The 17485-nt window shown below is 70.3% G+C and carries 16 protein-coding genes; 7 read left to right on the plus strand and 9 right to left on the minus strand.

Annotated features, from left to right (window positions below; genetic code table 11):
* The first annotated feature begins 47 nt into the window (after positions 1-47).
* From ACFO0C_RS44190 to ACFO0C_RS44205, 4 genes are all read left to right on the plus strand, one after another.
* Positions 48-1298 carry a mannitol dehydrogenase family protein gene (locus tag ACFO0C_RS44190; RefSeq protein ID WP_378072850.1) on the plus strand — a complete coding sequence of 417 codons (1251 nt, stop codon included), beginning with the start codon at positions 48-50 and terminating at the stop codon, positions 1296-1298.
* A complete protein-coding gene (locus tag ACFO0C_RS44195; protein ID WP_378072851.1) occupies positions 1295-2485 on the plus strand; it encodes a glycoside hydrolase family 1 protein in 1191 nt (396 codons plus the stop codon). The genes ACFO0C_RS44190 and ACFO0C_RS44195 overlap by 4 nt, the downstream gene beginning before the upstream one ends.
* Before the next feature lies 1 nt (position 2486).
* On the plus strand, positions 2487-4223 hold the full coding sequence (uidA, locus tag ACFO0C_RS44200) for a beta-glucuronidase (RefSeq protein WP_378072852.1): 1737 nt from the start codon (positions 2487-2489) through the stop codon (positions 4221-4223).
* Between the two features lie 77 nt (positions 4224-4300).
* Positions 4301-4876: a gluconokinase gene (locus ACFO0C_RS44205; RefSeq protein ID WP_378072853.1), complete on the plus strand. Its 576-nt coding sequence runs from the start codon at positions 4301-4303 to the stop codon at positions 4874-4876.
* Here ACFO0C_RS44205 and larC read toward each other — a convergent pair.
* The 3 genes from larC to larE are packed head-to-tail and all read right to left on the minus strand — an operon-like array spanning position 4811 to position 7585.
* Complete coding sequence (larC, locus tag ACFO0C_RS44210; protein ID WP_378072854.1) at positions 4811-6004, minus strand: nickel pincer cofactor biosynthesis protein LarC; 1194 nt, start codon at positions 6002-6004, stop codon at positions 4811-4813. The two genes, ACFO0C_RS44205 and larC, sit on opposite strands and share 66 nt — an antisense overlap.
* Positions 6001-6753, minus strand: coding sequence for a nickel pincer cofactor biosynthesis protein LarB (larB, locus tag ACFO0C_RS44215; RefSeq protein WP_378072855.1), 753 nt, complete (start codon positions 6751-6753; stop codon positions 6001-6003). Before larB ends, larC begins: the two co-directional genes overlap by 4 nt.
* Positions 6746-7585 carry an ATP-dependent sacrificial sulfur transferase LarE gene (larE, locus tag ACFO0C_RS44220; protein ID WP_378072856.1) on the minus strand — a complete coding sequence of 280 codons (840 nt, stop codon included), beginning with the start codon at positions 7583-7585 and terminating at the stop codon, positions 6746-6748. The genes larB and larE overlap by 8 nt, the downstream gene beginning before the upstream one ends.
* Positions 7586-7705: 120 nt before the next feature.
* On the opposite strand from larE, the gene ACFO0C_RS44225 reads away from it, so the two are divergent.
* Positions 7706-8794 (plus strand): LacI family DNA-binding transcriptional regulator, encoded by a 1089-nt coding sequence (locus ACFO0C_RS44225; protein WP_378072857.1) that lies wholly within the window; start codon positions 7706-7708, stop codon positions 8792-8794.
* Here the strand turns inward: ACFO0C_RS44225 and ACFO0C_RS44230 are convergent.
* Positions 8695-9924 carry a lactate racemase domain-containing protein gene (locus ACFO0C_RS44230; protein ID WP_378072858.1) on the minus strand — a complete coding sequence of 410 codons (1230 nt, stop codon included), beginning with the start codon at positions 9922-9924 and terminating at the stop codon, positions 8695-8697. The two genes, ACFO0C_RS44225 and ACFO0C_RS44230, sit on opposite strands and share 100 nt — an antisense overlap.
* A 100-nt stretch (positions 9925-10024) precedes the next feature.
* Between ACFO0C_RS44230 and uxaC the strand changes: the two genes are divergently transcribed.
* Together uxaC and ACFO0C_RS44240 are read left to right on the plus strand one after the other, a co-directional pair.
* Entirely contained in the window at positions 10025-11449 is a 1425-nt protein-coding gene (gene uxaC, locus ACFO0C_RS44235; protein ID WP_378072859.1) for a glucuronate isomerase, read from the plus strand.
* Positions 11446-12729, plus strand: coding sequence for an MFS transporter (locus ACFO0C_RS44240; RefSeq protein ID WP_378072860.1), 1284 nt, complete (start codon positions 11446-11448; stop codon positions 12727-12729). The genes uxaC and ACFO0C_RS44240 overlap by 4 nt, the downstream gene beginning before the upstream one ends.
* Positions 12730-13049: 320 nt before the next feature.
* On the opposite strand, the gene ACFO0C_RS44245 is transcribed toward ACFO0C_RS44240, so the two are convergent.
* From ACFO0C_RS44245 to ACFO0C_RS44265, 5 genes are all read right to left on the minus strand, one after another.
* On the minus strand, positions 13050-14381 hold the full coding sequence (locus ACFO0C_RS44245) for a tetratricopeptide repeat protein (RefSeq protein WP_378072861.1): 1332 nt from the start codon (positions 14379-14381) through the stop codon (positions 13050-13052).
* Positions 14378-16645 (minus strand): CHAT domain-containing protein, encoded by a 2268-nt coding sequence (locus ACFO0C_RS44250; protein WP_378072862.1) that lies wholly within the window; start codon positions 16643-16645, stop codon positions 14378-14380. The genes ACFO0C_RS44245 and ACFO0C_RS44250 overlap by 4 nt, the downstream gene beginning before the upstream one ends.
* A 35-nt stretch (positions 16646-16680) precedes the next feature.
* A complete protein-coding gene (locus ACFO0C_RS44255) occupies positions 16681-16860 on the minus strand; it encodes a hypothetical protein (RefSeq protein ID WP_378072863.1) in 180 nt (59 codons plus the stop codon).
* Positions 16861-16865: 5 nt separating this feature from the next.
* On the minus strand, positions 16866-17006 hold the full coding sequence (locus ACFO0C_RS44260; protein WP_378072864.1) for a hypothetical protein: 141 nt from the start codon (positions 17004-17006) through the stop codon (positions 16866-16868).
* Positions 16999-17485: tetratricopeptide repeat protein (locus ACFO0C_RS44265; RefSeq protein ID WP_378072865.1), on the minus strand; the 487-nt coding region annotated here is incomplete at its 5' end. The genes ACFO0C_RS44265 and ACFO0C_RS44260, both read right to left, overlap by 8 nt.

Genomic DNA, 17485 nt, shown 5'->3' on the forward strand with positions numbered 1-17485 from the left:
CGGCAACCGATTGACCCCTCCGACGACGCGCAGATGCACTGGTCACCATGAAGCCACTGCTGTCCCGCACCACCCTCGGTGACCGGCCGGCCCCACCGGAGCGGATCGTGCACCTGGGCCTCGGCGCTTTCCACCGCGCCCACCAGGCCTGGTACACGACTCGTGCGGCCGACGCCGACCAGTGGGGCATCGCCGCGTTCACCGGACGTAGCCGCACGCTCGCCGACCGGCTCACCGCCCAGCAGGGTGTCTACACGCTCGTCGAGCGCGGTCCCGACGGCGACCGGCACGAGACGATCGGCAGCATCGTGCGCGCCCTGCCCGGCTCCGACACCGGCGCCTTCGTCGAAGCGGTGGCACGTCCCGAGACGGCGATCCTGACGCTGACGGTCACCGAGGCCGCCTACCGGCTGGCCCCCGGCGGTGGTCCGGACCTCACCGATCCGGCGATCGCCGCCGACATCGCCTTGATCAAAACCTTTGCGGGGGTACGGGTACAGAGCACCGTCCCCACCCCGGCAACCGTGCTCGGGCGTACCCTCCTCGCGCTCGAAGCCCGTCGCCGGATCGCCGCACCCGCGCTGGCCATCGTCCCGTGCGACAACCTCGCGGCCAACGGCGAAGCCGTCCGGAATGCCCTGCAGACCCTGGCCGGGCAGGTGTCACCGGCCCTGCGCGACTGGCTGCCGACCGGCGTCAGCGTGGTCTCCACCTCCGTCGACCGGATCACCCCACGCGTGACCGCCGGCGAGAGCACCCGCGTGCTGGCGGCGACCGGTCACCGTGACGAGGCGCCGGTGGTCACCGAGCCGTTCGCCGACTGGGTGCTATGCGGTGACTTCCCGTCCGGCCGCCCGGCGTGGGAGAGCGCCGGCGCCCGCTTCGTCGACGAGATCGGCGCCTGGGAGACCCGCAAGCTGTGGCTGCTCAACGGCGCTCACTCGCTGCTCGCCGTGACCGGACGGCCACGCGGGCACACCACTGTCGCCCAGGCGTTCGCCGACCCGGCCTGCCGCGCCGCGGTGGAGGCCCTGTGGGACGAGGCCGCCCGGCACCTGCCCGGCGTGCAGCCCGACGACTACCGCAAGGCACTCGCCGAGCGGTTCACCAACCCGCGAATCGAACACCACCTCGCGCAGATCGCCGAGGACATGCTCACCAAACTGCGGCTGCGCATCGCACCGGTCGCCCTGCTCGAACGGCGGGCCGGCCGGCCCGCCACCGCCAGCCTGGCCGCGCTGACCGCCTCCGGCATCCCCCTGTCCGACATCGACCCACGACTCGAGGAAACACAGTGACCACCTTCCCCGACGGCTTCCTCTGGGGCGCGGCGACCGCGCCGCACCAGATCGAGGGCAACAACGTCAACAGCGACTTCTGGGCCGCCGAGGGCGCCATGCCCGGGATGGAGCGCAGCGGCGACGCCTGCGACAGCTATCACCGGTACGCCGAGGACATGCGCCTGCTCGCCGACGCCGGACTGACCAGCTACCGGTTCGGCATCGAGTGGGCCCGCATCGAACCCGAGCCGGGCCTGATCTCCCGCGCCGAGCTGGCCCATTACCGCCGCATGATCGACACCGCGCTGGAACTGGGCCTGACCCCGGTGGTCACGCTGCACCACTTCACCAATCCGCGCTGGTTCGCCGCCGAGGGCGGCTGGATGGGGGAGCGGGCCGTCGACCGGTTCCGCTTCTACGCCGAGACCGTGACCGGGATCCTCGACGGCGTGCCATGGGTCTGCACCATGAACGAACCGAACATGCTCGCGATCATGACGATGATGGCCCGGCTCGCCGCCTCCGGCCAGCAGTGGCAGAGCCCGACCGTCGACGAGGGCCAGCGGCCGGTGCTGCCGTCGCCGGACCCGGCGATCGGCCGGCGGCTGGTCGAGGCCCACCACGCGGTGCGTGATGTCGTGCGCGAACGGACCGGGGCCAAGGTCGGCTGGACGATCGCCAACCAGGCCCTGGTCGCCCGACCCGGAGGGGAGGAGAGACTGCGCGAAATCCGGTACGAGCGTGAGGACCTGTATCTCGACGGCTCCAAAGGTGACGACTTCGTGGGTGTGCAGTCGTACTCCAGCATGTGGGTGAACGAGAACGGCATCGAGCCGCACCCGGTGCACCCCGACAACACCCTGGTCGGGACCGCATACCGGCCGGACGCCCTCGCCTTGGCCGTGCGGCACACCTGGGAGCGCACCGGCGGCACCTCGATCCTGGTCACCGAGAACGGCATGGCCACCGACGACGACAGCCGGCGCATCGCCTACACCACGGCCGCCCTCGAAGGGCTGGCGTCAACCGTCACCGACGGTGTCGACGTGCGGGGCTACCTGCACTGGAGCCTGCTCGACAACTACGAGTGGGGTCACTGGGCGCCCACCTTCGGTCTGATCGCCGTCGACCGCGAGACCTTCGTGCGCACCCCCAAGCCGAGCCTTGCCTGGCTCGGCTCCGTCGCCCGCCGGAACGGACTCTGACATGCTCAAACCCCGCCCCACCGCCACCCGCGAGCAGATCCGCCTCGACGGACTGTGGCGATTCTCGGTCGGTGACGCCTTCGACACCGGCACCGTTCTCGAAGCGGCCGTCCCGGCCAGCTACAACGACCTGTTCACCGACCCGGCGATCCGTGACCACGTCGGCTGGGCCTGGTACCGGCGTACCGTCCGGGTACCGCGCGGCTGGGCCGGTGAGCGGATCCTCGTGCGGGTGGAGGCGGCCACCCACCATGGCCGGGTCTACGCCGGGGACACGTTGGTGGCCGAGCACGTCGGTGGTTACACGCCGTTCGATGCGGACATCACCGACCTGGTCACGGCCGGGGAGTCGTTCGTGCTGACGATCGGCGTGAACAACGAGCTCACCGAGACCACGATCCCGCCTGGCACGATCACCGTCGACCAGGCGGGCCGGAAACGGCAGCAGTACCAGCACGACTTCTACAACTACGCCGGCCTGCACCGGTCGGTGTGGCTGCACAGCGTTCCTCAACTGCACATCACCGACGTCGACGTGTTGACCGCACTCGACGGGACAATCAACTACTCAACATTGACAAGTGCACCCGTCAATGTTGACGTGCGAATCCTGGATCAGGACGGCGCCGTGGTCGCGACCGGGGCCGACGGCATCGCGAAGATCGACGACCCGATCCTGTGGCAGCCCGGCGCCGGGTACCTCTACACGCTCGAGGCCTCGATCGACGGCCACGACGTCTACGGACAACCCTTCGGAGTACGGACGGTCGAGGTCCGTGGCACCGACTTCCTCATCAATGGGGAGCCGTTCTACTTCACCGGGTTCGGCAAGCACGAGGACACCCCCGTGCGCGGCAAGGGTCACGACGACGCCTATCTCGTGCACGATTTCCAACTGCTGGACTGGGTCGGTGCCAACTCGTTCCGGACCTCGCATTACCCGTACGCCGAAGAGGTCCTGGATTTCGCCGACCGGCACGGCATCGTCGTCATCGACGAGACGGCCGCCGTCGGCCTCAACCTCGCCATCGTCTCCGGACTGACCGGTGCCCCGCCCCGGCCCACCTTCTCCCCGGAGACGTTCGGCGACGACACCCGGGCCGCACACGCGCAGGCGATCACCGAGCTGATCGCCCGGGACAAGAACCACCCCAGCGTGGTCATGTGGTCACTGACCAACGAGCCGGCCTCCAACGAGGACGGCGCCCGTGAATACTTCGAGCCGCTGGTCAAGCTGGCCCGCACGCTCGACCCGACCCGGCCGCTGACCTACTCGGCGGTCATGTTCGCCACCGCCGCCAACGACAGGATCGCCGACCTGTTCGACGTGCTGTCGATCAACCGCTACTACGGCTGGTACGTGGCCACCGGTGACCTGGCCACCGCCGAGCAGTACCTGGAGGGTGACCTGCGGGGCTGGCTCCAGCGATTCGGCAAGCCCATCATGATGAGTGAGTACGGTGCCGACACCCAGGCCGGTCTGCACTCGGTGTGGGACACCCCGTGGACCGAGGAGTACCAGGCCGCGTTCCTGGCCATGCACCACCGTGTCTTCGACCGCATCGACGGATTCGTCGGTGAGCACGTCTGGAACTTCGCCGACTTCCAGACCTCGCACGGCATCCACCGCGTCGACGGCAACAAGAAGGGCGTGTTCACCCGCGACCGCCGGCCCAAGGCCGCCGCCCAGGAACTGCGCCGGCGCTGGCGTAGCCTCGGCAACCGCAAACCGGCCTGACCGAGTCCCCGGCGGCGCGGGACCCCCTTGCCCGCGCCGCCGGCCCCACCGCCTGAAGAACAGGAGAGTCCGTCCCGATGCCGGAAGCCATCGTCGTGATGGGCGTGTCAGGATGCGGCAAGTCGACCGTCGGCGCCCAGCTCGCCGCGGCCATCCCCGGTGCGATCTTCATGGACGCCGACGACCTGCACCCGGCCGCGAACAAGGCCAGGATGGCATCCGGCGTGCCACTGACCGACGACGACCGCGAACCGTGGCTGCGGGCGTGCGCCACCTGGCTCGCCGCCGAGATTGCGGGCGGTGCCCAGGCCGGTGGGCGACCGGCCGTGCTGGCCTGTTCGGCGTTGCGCCGCCGCTACCGTGACGTGCTTCGGGCGGGCGCGCCCGATCTGCGGTTCGTGCACCTGCACGCCGACGCGGATCTGCTCGCCCGGCGCCTGGACGGCAGGCGGGGCCATTTCATGCCGGCCACGCTGCTCGCCTCACAGCTGCAGACGCTCGAAGGCCTGCAACCCGACGAGGCCGGCTTCACCGTCGACATCGACGCCGAGCCGCAACAGGTGATCCGCCGGGTGCTCGCGGGCCTGTCAGCAGGCCAGCCGGTTGCCGGTGACGAGCCCGCGTTCCGCGGCGGCGGACAGCGCCTGCTGTAGCACCACCCGCTCGGGGCGTCCCACCGCACGGGCGACCGCCGTGACCTCGTCGAACTCCGGCATGGCCTGCAGGATCACGCCGTCACGGTGGCCAACCTTGACAGCGATCGTCCCGCCCGGCACCTCGACCGTCACGAACAGCCGCTCCAGGGGTGTCTTGCGGCGCGGCGACTCCCGTACTCCCAAGGTCGTGGTGTTCTCGAAGATGTGATCCCGCACGCGCGGCACCGTGGCCGGTGCACAGAGCACGCTGAGAGTGTGGGCGGGCCGGCCCTTCTTCATCACGATCGGTGTCAGCCACGCGTCCGCGGCACCCAGCTCCAGCAGGCCCGCGAGGACCCCGGGCCACAGCCGCGGATCCAGATCGTCGACGTTGGCCTCCACCAGCACGGCATCCGCGCCGTCACCGCCGGCAGCGGCGCCGACCAGCACCCGGACCACATTGGCCCGGTCGGGGAGGTCCCGTCCGCCGGCGCCCACACCGACCACGTCGAGCGTCATCGGCGGCAGGTGCTCGCAGACCTCGGCGAGAGCCCGGACCAGGGCCATCCCGGTCGGCGTGGCCAGTTCACCGTCACCGCCCGCGAACACCTGCCATCCTCGGGACAGTTCGGCGACCGCGGGCACCGGCACCGGCAGCCTGCCGTGGGCGCCGCGGACGTGCCCGGATCCGACGGCCACCGCCCCGCACGACACCGAGGTGATCCCGAGATCGTGCAGTGCGGCGCACACACCGATCACGTCGGCGATCGAGTCGAGCGCCCCCACCTCGTGGAAGTGCACGTCGTCGGCGGCGACCCCGTGCACCCGTGCCTCGGCCTCGGCCAGCCGGGCGAAGACCGAGATCGCCGGGTCCCGGACCGGCTGATCCAAGCCGGTCAGCATCGTCCGGATCGACGCCCACGTGCGGTGCGGCGGGCTGCCGGTGAGCGCCGCCACGTGCGCCTTGCGGGCGCGCAACCCGGCCCGGGTCACCTCGGTGGTGCTGATCCGAACCGAGTCCGGCGCCACCGCGTCGATGGCGGCCTGCACCACCGAGATGTCGGCACCCGCGTCCAGCAGGGCACCGAGCAGCATGTCCCCGGCCACCCCGGCGGACGCGTCGATCCAGGCGTGCCGGCCGCTCATGCGGCCGGGCCCGTGGCGATTGCGGCCGGGTCGGCGGCGATTGCGGCCGGGTCCGTGGCGATTGCGGCCGGGTCCGCGGCGATTGCGGCCGGATCCGCGGCTATCTGGGCCGCGAGGTGCCCGGCGCCGTACCCGTTGTCGATGTTCACCACCGCCACCCCCGGTGAGCAGGCGTTCAGCATGGACAACAGCGGGGCCAGACCGCCGAACGCGGCACCATAGCCGACCGAGGTCGGCAGCCCCACCACCGGCACCGCGATCAGACCCGCGACGACGCTGGGCAGCGCGCCGTCCATCCCGGCGGCCACCACGACCACCCGCGCCGCGCGCAGCAGTTCGCGACGCGCCAGAATCCGGTGCAACCCGGCGACCCCGACGTCGACGACGAGCTCGGTGCGACGGCCGAGAAAGCGGGCGGTCAGCTCGGCCTCCCGGGCGGCACGCAGGTCGGAGGTGCCGGCGGCGACCACCACGACCAGGCCGCCGGTGAGCGGCGGGGGAGTGGGCGGCCAGGCCAGCAGCCCGGCATCGGGATCGTGGTGGGCATCCGGCAGCTCGGCCAGGACCGCGGCCGCATGGGCGGGGTCGGCCCGGGTGAACAGGGTGACCACGTCAGGGCGGTCGCGGACCGCGGCGGCGATTCCCGCCACCTGCGCCGGGGTCTTGCCCGCGCAGTAGACGGCCTCCGGGTAGCCGCGGCGCGCGGTCCGATCCAGGTCCAGGTCGGCGTAACCGAGGCTCTCAGACACGGGCGGCCTGCACCAGCGGCAGCGTGAACGCCCCGGACTGGATTCCGGCGACGTCCAGCGCGGCGAACCGGAAACCCGCGCCGATCACGGCCACGTGCACGGCCTCCCGCATCGGCTCACCGACCGCCCGGACCAGATCGTCCGGGCAGAGCTCGATCCGGGCGACTTCGCCGTGGTGGCGCACCCGCAGATCGGTGAACCCGAGCGCCCGCAGCCCCGCCTCGGCCCGCTCGACCTGCGCCAACCGGGCCGGAGTGACCTCGGTGAAGTGCGGGATCCGCGACGCCAGGCACGGCGCCGCGGGCTTGTCCGCGCAGGGCAGCCCACACGCCGCCGCGAGCCGCCGTACGTCCGCCTTGCCGAGCCCGAGGTCCGCCAGCGGGCGCAGCACCCGGTGGGCGGTGGCCGCGCGGGCGCCGGGCCGGTCCGGGCGGCGTATGTCGTCGGCATTCTCCCCGTAGGCGACCGCGTCCAGCCGGTATTCACTCATCACCTCGTCGGTGATCCGCGTGAACAGCTCGTCCTTGCAGTGGAAACACCGGTCGGGGCCGTTGCGCCGATAGTCCGGCCGGTCGCCTTCACGGGTGGTCACCTCGATGACCGGCACCCCGATGTGCCGGGCGACGTCGTGCGCGGCGGTGCGCTCGTGCTCCGGCAGGCTGGGTGAGATCCCGAGGACGGCGAGGACCCGGTCGCGGCCCAGCGCCCGGGCTGCCAGCTCCAGCAGCAGCGCGGAGTCGACGCCGCCGGAATAGGCGATCGCGAGTCTGTCGATTCCGGTCAGCATGACGCTGAGCCGGCTGACGACACTGTCGGTCTCCGTACCGCTCATCCTGCTCTCCTTCGCATCGTCGAAGCCCAGCTCACCGCAGCCGCTGAGCGGCTGGCAAGCGGTTGCCAATTGTTGCGCCGCCGGATACCGTCGCCCTCCCGGGAAACAAGGGGGAAACAAATGGCGGAGCAGGCGGCGAAGTCACCGACGATCTACGACGTGGCCCGTGCGGCCGGTGTCGCCTCCTCGACGGTGTCGCGGGCGTTCGCCCGGCCCGGACGGGTCAACGCCGAGACCGCCGAACGGATCCGCACCGTGGCCGCAGAGCTGGGCTACCGCACGAATCCGCTGGCCCGTGCGCTGCCGACCGGCCGCACATCGATGCTCAGCCTGGTCATCTCGGACGTGACGAACCCGTTCTACAACGAGATCATCCGGGGCGCTCAGGCCGCCGCGACCGAGTCCGGCTACACGCTGCTGCTCACCGACGCCCAGGAGTCCGGCGCGAAGGAGCGTGAGGCCCTGGAACGGGCGGTCTCCCTGGTGGACGGCATCGTGCTGGCCACGTCACGGATGTCCGACTCGGCGATCCGGATGATCGCCAAGCAGCGGCCGGTGATCGTGCTGAACCGGGCCGTCACCGACGTTCCGAGCGTGGTCACCGACAATCCGCGCGGCATGCGCCGGGCCGTGGAGCATCTGGCCGAGCTCGGGCACGACAGGATCACCTACGTGGCCGGTCCGGAAGCGTCGTGGGCCGACGGCACCCGCTGGCGGGCGTTGCGGGAGGCCGTCCACGACCTGGACCTGCACGCGCATCGGATCGGGCCCTTCGAGCCGACCGTCGCCGGCGGCGCCGCAGCCGTCGCCGAGCTGCAGAGACATCCCACCTCGGCGGTGATCGCGTACAACGACCTGATGGCGATCGGCCTGATCCGGACGCTGACCGCGGCCGGCGTACGGGTCCCCGAGGACGTCAGCGTGGTCGGGTTCGACAACATCTTCGCCACCGAGCTGGTCACCCCGGCCGTGACCACGGTGGCCGCACCCCTGCACGCGATGGGGCAGGCCGCCGTGCGGAACCTGCTCGCACTGAGCCGCGGCGCCCGCCCCACCACCCACGAACCGGTCAGCCTGCCCGCCCAGCTGGTGGTGCGGGCGTCGACGGCTCACCGCAGGCGGAACAGCACCTCCCCGGCCTGGGGCACCACCAGGGTCTCCGGGTCGGCGGCCAGGGCGTCCACGTCGACGGCCGCCGGATCGAGGTAGTCGAGGTTCGCCGCCCGTACCACCTGCTCGGGAATGCCGGTGGCGAGCGTGACCGTGACGCGGGCCCGCTCACCGTGCTCCGGATCCCAGGTTCCGGCGCCCCGCAGATGCGTCGAATGCGCCAGCACCCCCCAGTGATGCCCGGAGAACCGGTCCCACTGCTTCACGAAGTAGTCGCGACAGTGGTAGCCGAGCTGTTCGATCTCCGGGTGCATCTGCGAGATCCGGGTGATGTGCGGTGCGTAGACGATCACCTGGCCACCGTCGGCGACGATCGGTTCCACCTTGTAGAAGCCCTTCGCCCCGGTCCACATGTCGTCGTACTTCTCCGGAATCAGCGACAGCACCCGCCGGACCGGCGCGTCCAGGTAGCGCACGTGGGTCTGCGCGGAGACGTCCGCGCACGCCGCCCACGCCTGCTCCGGTGGCCCGAACGCCGCCGCGTGCAGCGCACCCGTCCCGGACTGCACGACCAGGCACAACGCCAGCCGCCGGGCCGGGATCAGGGCGGCCGCCTCGTCGATCAGCGCCCGCACCGGCGTGATCCCCCGGGTGCCGATGATCTCGGCGCTACTGATCAGCGCGCCCAGCCAGTGCGAGAAGTCGATGATCTCCTGACCGGCCACCCCGGGAAAGAAGTACTTGTTGCCGCCGGAGAAGCCGACGACCTCGTGCGGGAACACCGGTCCGATCACCAGGCACACGTCGTGCTCCACCACGGCCCGGTTCAGCGTGACGTCGACCGGTTGCCGCATCCGTCCCTCGGACAGCTCCGCCACCCGCTCCGCGGCGATGCCGCCGAGCGAGACCAGCGATTCGGGCACCCACCACTCGTGGTTGCGGATCACCATTGCGTCGTACGGCCCACCGAGGTGCCGTGCCAGCTGCTCCGGTGTCATCGGTGCGTGCGTACCGAGCGCGACCAGCACCGTGACCGTGGCCGCCCGCCCGGTCAGAGCCTCGTGCACGGCACCCAGCAGCAGCGGGAGCGGGCAGCTGCGCGTCGCGTCCGGGACGATCACGCACACCCGCCGCCCGTCCAGGTCCTCCTGAGCGAGCCGGGTCAGCACGAATCCCCGTACCTCCGCGTCGGTGAGGGTTTTCCCGGCACCGCCGATCATGTTGTCCATGAGCGCACGGTGCCCCCGCCGCCGAACCGGCCGCAACAGCGGCGTGCAACAGATGGCAACTCTTTGCCACGCGCCGGAAACAATCCGCACGCTCAGCGGCATGGCAACGGACCTTCCCCTGAACCCGCATCCCGACCGGCTGCTACCCGCCGCGGAACCGGTCCGGTCGATCGCGCGGCGGCTCCACCAGACGGTCCGTGACCTGCCGATCATCTCCCCGCATGGGCACGTCGACCCCGGCATCCTCGCCGACGACACCCCGTTCACCGACCCCACCGCCCTGTTCCTGCAGCCCGACCACTACGTGACCCGGCTGCTGCACGCCGGCGGGGTGCCCCTGGCCGGCCTCGGCGTCGGGCAGGGCCCGCTGCCCGAGCCGCAGGCCCGCGCCGCCTGGCGACTGCTCTGCGGCAACTGGCGGCTGCTGGCCGGCACTCCGGTCCGCTACTGGCTGGAGGACGTGCTGACCGGCGTCTTCGGTGTCACCCGGCAGCCGTCCGCGGCCACCGCCGACGACATCTACGACCAGATCGCCGAGCAGTTGTCCCGCGACAGCCACCGGCCCCGGGCACTGCTCGACCGGTTCCGGATCGACTTCCTGGCCACCACCGACGACCCCGCCGACACCCTCGCAGCGCACGCCCGCCTCGCCGCCGACCCCGGCGTCACGACCCGTATCGTGCCGACCTTCCGCCCCGACCGCTATCTGGAACCGGCCCGCCCCGACTGGGCCACCGCCGTCAAGGAGCTCGGTGCCGGCGACTACCGCGGCTACATCGCGGCCCTCGAGGACCGCCGCCGCTACTTCCGAGAGCACGGCGCCGTCTCCACCGACCACAGCCACGCCGACGCGGTCGCCGAGCCACTCGACCCGGCCGACGCCGCCCGCATCTTCGACCAGGCCCTGTCCGGGCAGGCCACCGAGGCCGAGGCCACCGCGTTCCGCCGGCACATGATCTGCGAGATGGCCCGGATGTCCTGCGACGACGGCCTGGTCATGACCCTGCACCCGGCCATCCACCGCAACCATCACCCCCCGACCCTGGCCGAGTACGGACCGGACACCGGCCACGACATCCCCACCACCGTGGAGTTCACCCGGGCACTGCAGCCGCTGCTGGCCCGCTACGGCACCCACCCGAACCTGCACCTGGTGTTGTTCACCACCGACGCCACCGTCTACAGCCGGGAGATCGCCCCGTTGGCCGGCTTCTACCCCTCGGTGTACGCCGGCGCCCCGTGGTGGTTCCTCGACAACCCGGCGGCGATCCGCTCGTACCAGCAAGCCGTCACCGAGATCGCCGGCTTCTCTCGCCTGTCCGGCTTCATCGACGACACCCGGGCCTTCTGCTCCATCCCGGCCCGCCACGACATGGCCCGCCGCCTCGACGCCGGCCACCTCGCCGACCTCGTCGCCGCGCACCGCCTCGACGAGGACGAGGCCCACGACATCCTCACCGGGCTGACCACCACCCAGCCCACGCATGTTTTCAAACTCGCCGCAGAGCAGGAGCCACGCATATGACACTGGCCGCCGACGACCCCGCAACCGACGAAGGCAGGACCGTGGAGCCCGTGCAGAAGGCGAGCGGCCGGTACGTGTTCTGGATGATGGCCGCCAACTTCGGCGTCTCCATGGCCTTCATCGTTCCCGTCGCGTTCTCCCTCGCCGTCCGCATCGACGAACTCGCCCCCGGCCGCGAGGAGGTCCTCGGCTATGTCACCGGGACCGCCCAGGCCATCTACCTGATCCTCAGCCCGCTGGTCGGCGTCTGGAGCGACCGCACCCGCAGCCGGTTCGGCCGCCGCCGGCCGTTCCTGCTCGCCGGAACCCTGCTCGGCCTGGCCGCCCTGTTCGCCATCGCGGTCGCCCCCACCGTGCTGCTCGTCGGCGCCTGCTGGGTCGTGGCCATGCTCGGCTGGGCCACCGCCTCGCAGATCATCCTCAGCATCCAGGCCGACCGCATCCCCGAGGAACAACGCGGCAAGATCTCCGGATTCACCGGCCTCACCGGGCAGATCGCGCCGATCATCGGCGTCGGCATCACCTCCCTGGTCAGCGGCAGCACCTTCCTCGTCTTCGTGCTGCCCGGCCTGGTCGGCGTCGCCCTGGTCGCAGTCTTCCTCACCTTCGGCAACGACGACAGCCGCGACGTCGGCACCCCAGCCCCCGTCTCCGCGCGCTCCCTGCTGTCGAGTTACCTGTTCAACCCGCGCAAGTACCCCGACTTCGGCTGGAACTGGCTGGGCCGGCTCGCCTTCTTCATGGGCCTCTACTTCAACACCACCTTCACCACCTTCTTCTACGCCCAAAGGCTCGACCTCCCGGTACGCGAGGTCGCCGGCACCGTGGCCATCATCGGCGTCATCGGTGTGGTCGCCGCGACAGCCGGAGCCATCGGCGGCGGCTTCCTCTCCGACAAGCTGCGCCGCCGCAGACTGTTCGCCCTGATCGGCGCGATCTTCTTCGTCGCCGGCGCGATCGTCGAAGCGTTCGCCCACTCGTTCCCGACGCTGCTCGTCGGTTCGGTACTGATGCAGCTGGCGATCGCCTTCTTCAGCGCTGTCGACCAGGCGATCGTTCTCGCCGTCATCCCGAGCCGCGAGGAGTCCGGCCGCTACATCGCCGTCGTGCAGTTCGCGCACAAGCTGCCCAGCGCCGTCGCGCCGCTGATCGCCCCGTTCATCATCGCCGTCGGCGCCGTGGGCGGGGAGAAGAACTACACGCTGCTCTACCTCACCGGCGCGGTCCTCGCCCTGATCGGCGGCCTGATCGTCTTCACCCGCATCAAGTCCGTCCGCTGACACCTCGCACAGGGAGGCCGGCCACCATGGGCGGCGATGAGTGCCGACGAGTCCCGGCCATCGCCGACCCGTCGGCCGGGGGCGGTGGAGAGGAAACCACCGCCCGCGGCCGAGTCGGCCCGGATCGCAGTACAGGTTCGCCGCCTGCGGCGGGCAACGCGTAGATCACGCAGTTCCAGAGCTCCGGCAACGGAGACCATCATCTGCAGCCGGGGCGGGAGCAGCCAGCCGGTTCCAGCGCTTTCACCCAGTCGGCGGATCGGCCCACGAGGGCGCCGACCGATTTTGAATAGCCCGACGAGTGTTCGTTCTGATGTGGTTCATGGTGTGGGTGGGGGCGGCTTCTGGGTTTCTGCTTGTTGCTGGCGCAGTTGTTGCAGGACGGCGGTGTCGTCGGCGAGGTCGGGGTGGCCGACTTGGCGGTCGAGGTCGACGACGTGTTCGAGTTCGCGGATCGCGTTGTCGAGGTCGCCGTGCGCGTGGTGGATCATCGCGATGTTGTATCGGGTGGTGGCTTCGCCGACCCGGTCACCGACCTCCCGCATGATGGGCAGGGCCTGCTGGCAGAAATCGAGGGCCCGCCCACGATCGCCCAGCCCGTTGTACACGATGCCGATGTTGTTGAGGGTGGTGGCTTCGCCGGCCCGGTCACCGACCTCCCGCTGGATGGGCAGGGCCTGCTGGTAGAAGTCGAGGGCCTGTCCACGGTCGCCCAGCCCGTCGTACAGGTGGCCGATGTTGTTGAGGGTGGTGGCTTCGCCGGCCCGGTCACCGACCTCCCGCCGGATGGGCAGGGCCTGCTGGTAAAAGTCGAGGGCCTGTCCACGGTCGCCCAGCCCTTCGTAGACGCCGCCGATGTTGTTGAGGGTGGTGGCTTCGCCGGCCCGGTTGCCGACCTCCCGTGTGATGGGCAGTGCCTGCTGGTAGAAGTCGAGGGCCTGTCCACGGTCGCCCAGCCCGTTGTACACCATGCCGATGTTGTTGAGGGTGGTGGCTTCGCCGGCCCGGTTGCCGACCTCCCGTGTGATGGGCAGGGCCTGCTGGTAGAAGTCGAGGGCCTGTCCACGGTCGCCCAGCCCGTTGTACACGCCGCCGATGTTGTTGAGGGTGACGGCCTCCCCGGCCCGGTCACCGACCTCCCGCCGGATGGGCAGGGCCTGCTGGTAGAAGTCGAGGGCCCGCCTCCGGTCGCCCAACCCGTCGTATAGGTGGCCGATGTTGTTGAGGGTGACGGCCTCGCCGGCCCGGTTGCCGACTTCCCGCTGGATGGGCAGGGCCTGCTGGTAGAAGTCGAGGGCCTGTCCACGGTCGCCCAGCCCGTTGTACACGCTGCCGATGTTGTTGAGGGTAGCGGCTTCGTTGCCGCGGTGACCGGCTTGCCGGTACAGGGCTAGGGACTGCTGAAAGTCCTGCAACGCCGGCCGGGGTCGGCCGGTCGCCTGCCGCGCCCGACCACGGTCGTAGAAGGCGTCGGCGTCCGTGCCCAGGGTCAGGGTCGCTGTGGCCAGCGCCTCTACATCAGCGAACCGGGAGACACGCAGCCATACCCGGCCAACCCGATCGCCGACGTCCTGGGCGATATCGGCCTGCCGTCCGGCGACCGCGAGCCGATGCACCTCAGCCCACCGGGCGATGGCAGCCGTGGTGGTCATCGCGAGGTGTCGGGGGTGGTGGTGTCGAGGACCCAGAGCTGGTGCAGGGATTGGGCGGCGGCGGCGCAGGCTTCTGTGTAGTCGTCGTCGGTGAGCAGATCGTGGATCAGGGGGTGCAGGACGTTGGAGACGTAGTAGCGGGGCTGGCGGGTTTCGGGGTCGGTGCCTTCTTCGAGCAGGCCGAGTTCGACGGCCCGGGTGAGGTGCCTGTCGGCGTCGGGATGCTGGTGCAGGGCGTGGACGGTGGCGGCGGGTACGGGCAGGTTCACCACGTTGACTTTGGCGAGCATGCGGTGCATCTCGGGGTGTTGGGAGTCGAGCAGGTTGCCGGCCAGGACGGTCTCACGCCGGAACCGGTCGGCTTCGGCCTTGATGGCGGCGAGCAGGCCGGTGATGTCGAGGCCGGGGTCGGCGACGATCCGGTCGAGCCAGTCGAGCAGGCGAGGGTTACCGTCCGCGGCCTCGATCGCGCTGGCCCGGATGGCAGGGTCCAGGCTGGAGTCCGAGCGCAGGTTCTTCAGGTTCGCGATCTTCTTGATCTGCTCGACCAGGGTGAGAGATTCCAGGCCCTCGACGGCGATGCGCGTGCCGGCAGGCTCGGGGAAGCGGTAGCGGCTGGTGATGATGACCCGGCTGGGGCTGCCGGTGTCACGGATCGCCTGCAGCAGGGCGGGCAGGATACCGGCCATCTCCGGGGTGAGCACACGGCTGCCGTCGGTGCGGGTGTCGAGGTTGCCGGTTTCGAAGTCGTCGAACACGAACAGGCAGGGCTTCTTACCCAGTGGCCCACGGTTGCCGAGCAGGAATGTCAACCTGGCCAGCAGCGGAATCTGTTCGTTGTCCAGCAGCTTAGTGGCCTCGACGAGTTGTTCCGGACTGCTGAACTGGATCTTGGCGGTGAGTTCCCGGAACTTGGTGAGGTCGACGTGCCCGAACCAGACGGCACGCTGGTGGGTGGGCATGCGTTCCAGTAGCCGGGAGGCGAGGCTGCTTTTGCCCAGACCACCCATGCCGGCCAGCAGCAGCCCCTGCACCGCGTCCGAGGTACCGGCGCGTTGTTTGAGGGCGCGCAGGCAGCGTTGGATGACCCGGCGCCGGCCGACGAACTCGGCGCGCGACGCCACCCGCGACAGCTGGGTCTGCGGGTCCAGGAACTGCTGACTGGCGGCGAGTACCTGCGGTGGTTCGCGGTCCTCGGTGTTGAGCGGGGTGACCATGGGCGCCAGCGGGGACCGGTCGGCATAGACGCGCAGCAGATGCCAGTACGGGCTCCGCTCCTGGTAGAGGTGGCGGCGGGCCTCGATGACGGCCTGGTCCAAGCCCAGGCCGTCGGCCAGTGCCCGATAAAGGGCGGCGGCGAAGTCGGTGGCCGAGACATCACCGACCGGTAGCGCCCAGCCGAGCACGGCCGGGGCACCAGCCTGGACCAGGGTTTCACTCATCGACGGAAACAGCCCGTCCTCGGGAGCGTCAGCGGTCAGGCAGCCGGAGACGAACACCAGCCGAGGCCAGCGCCCCTGCATCGCCTGAGCGATCTGATCGGCCGTTGCCGTGGCCGGCGCACCGAACTCGTTCTCCACCAGGAACACCGGCGGCCCACCACCAGCGTTCGTGGTGGCGTGGCCGGTCAGATGCAGCACGTCGAAATGACCGGCGCCGTAGTTACGGCTGAGGAACTGCAAACCCTCCAGAGAACCGCTCTCCTCAACCACCAGATCAGTGCCGGTACGCTGCGTCGCGTCCAGAATCCTGGCTTCCTCGCCCTCGAAGTTCAGTACCGGCTCGACACCTTCAGGAGAGGCCGCCATGAACAGCACCCGTAACGGCCGGTTCCCAGGGGCGGCCGGGCCGTTCGGCGTCGCATGCGTACCGACCGCCCGCACCGGCAGCAGCGGCGCCCGCCCGGCCACGCTCAGGAAACCACTCTCCTTCGCAACGAGCAGTTCCCAGGGCAGATGCCGTAGCCGGTGCTCGGCGGTGATCCGTAACACCGACCCATCAGGATGGGCGAGCATCGGGGCCAGCCACCGGCCGTCACCGTCGAGGAACGCCGTCAACTGTGTCCCGAGCTCAGTCAGCCGGTCCGCACCGAACACCTTCTGCGCGTCAGCGGCACTGCTGTAGTCACGCTGTACCAGCGCGACCAGCTCGTCGACCGCAGCCTTGTCCAGGCCACGAGTCTGTGGCTGGCCGCCGCCGGACGACAAGCGCAGCTCGTAGTAGGTGGAGGTCTGCTCGAAGATCTCCAGCTCGAACGTGGCCATTCGACTTCCCTGCCCTCTCTTCTGGTGGCCGCCGGTCACTGCTGGTCGGTGCGGCGCATGGCGATCGCCAGTTGTGTCCGGCTGTCGTCGCCGCATTCGATCCGGCTGCCTTCGGGCAGCAGAACCGTGACCACGGCTTCCTGCTTACTACGCGACTGCCACCACTCGGCGATCGTCTTGGCCACCTCGACCTCGGAGAACACCAACGAGATCACCGCGATCACCAACTCCGCCGAGGCCGCCGCACCTGCACCGGCGACACCCTCTCGTCAGGACCGGCCGCCGCGACCAGCGCCGCCCGTCGCTCCACCGCCCGCAGCTCGGCCTGCGGCCCGGAAACCTCGACTGTGGCGTCACCCATCGTTCTCATCCTCTCCTCGCGCCATCCGTTCGAGACGAACCAGGAACTCCCGCATCCGTCCCAACGCGGGATGGCGGGTCTGCTCAGCCGACTCGACGGCCTGATGCTGCACCGTGACGGCCTCGGCGACCCGGTCTGTCTCTGCGAGTAGCACCGCCATGTTGAAACACACCAGCGCCTCCGCAGCCCGGTCCCCGACCAGACGTACGAGCTCGAGCACCTCACCCAGCACCTGCTCCGCCCCGGCCAGATCACCCTGCACGAACCGGACGGCGGAGATGTTGTTGAGGGTGGTGGCTTCGCCGGCCCGGTTGCCGACCTCCCGCTGGATGGGCAGGGCCTGTTGGTAGAAGTCGAGGGCCCGCCTACGATCGCCTAGCCCGTCGTATAGGTGGCCTATGTTGTTGAGGGTGGTGGCTTCGTTGGCCCGGTTGCCGACCTCCCGCTGGATGGGCAGGGCTTGCTGGTAGAAGTCGAGG

It is taken from the genome of Actinoplanes subglobosus (assembly GCF_042650585.1).
In the GTDB taxonomy this organism is placed as follows: domain Bacteria; phylum Actinomycetota; class Actinomycetes; order Mycobacteriales; family Micromonosporaceae; genus Actinoplanes; species Actinoplanes subglobosus.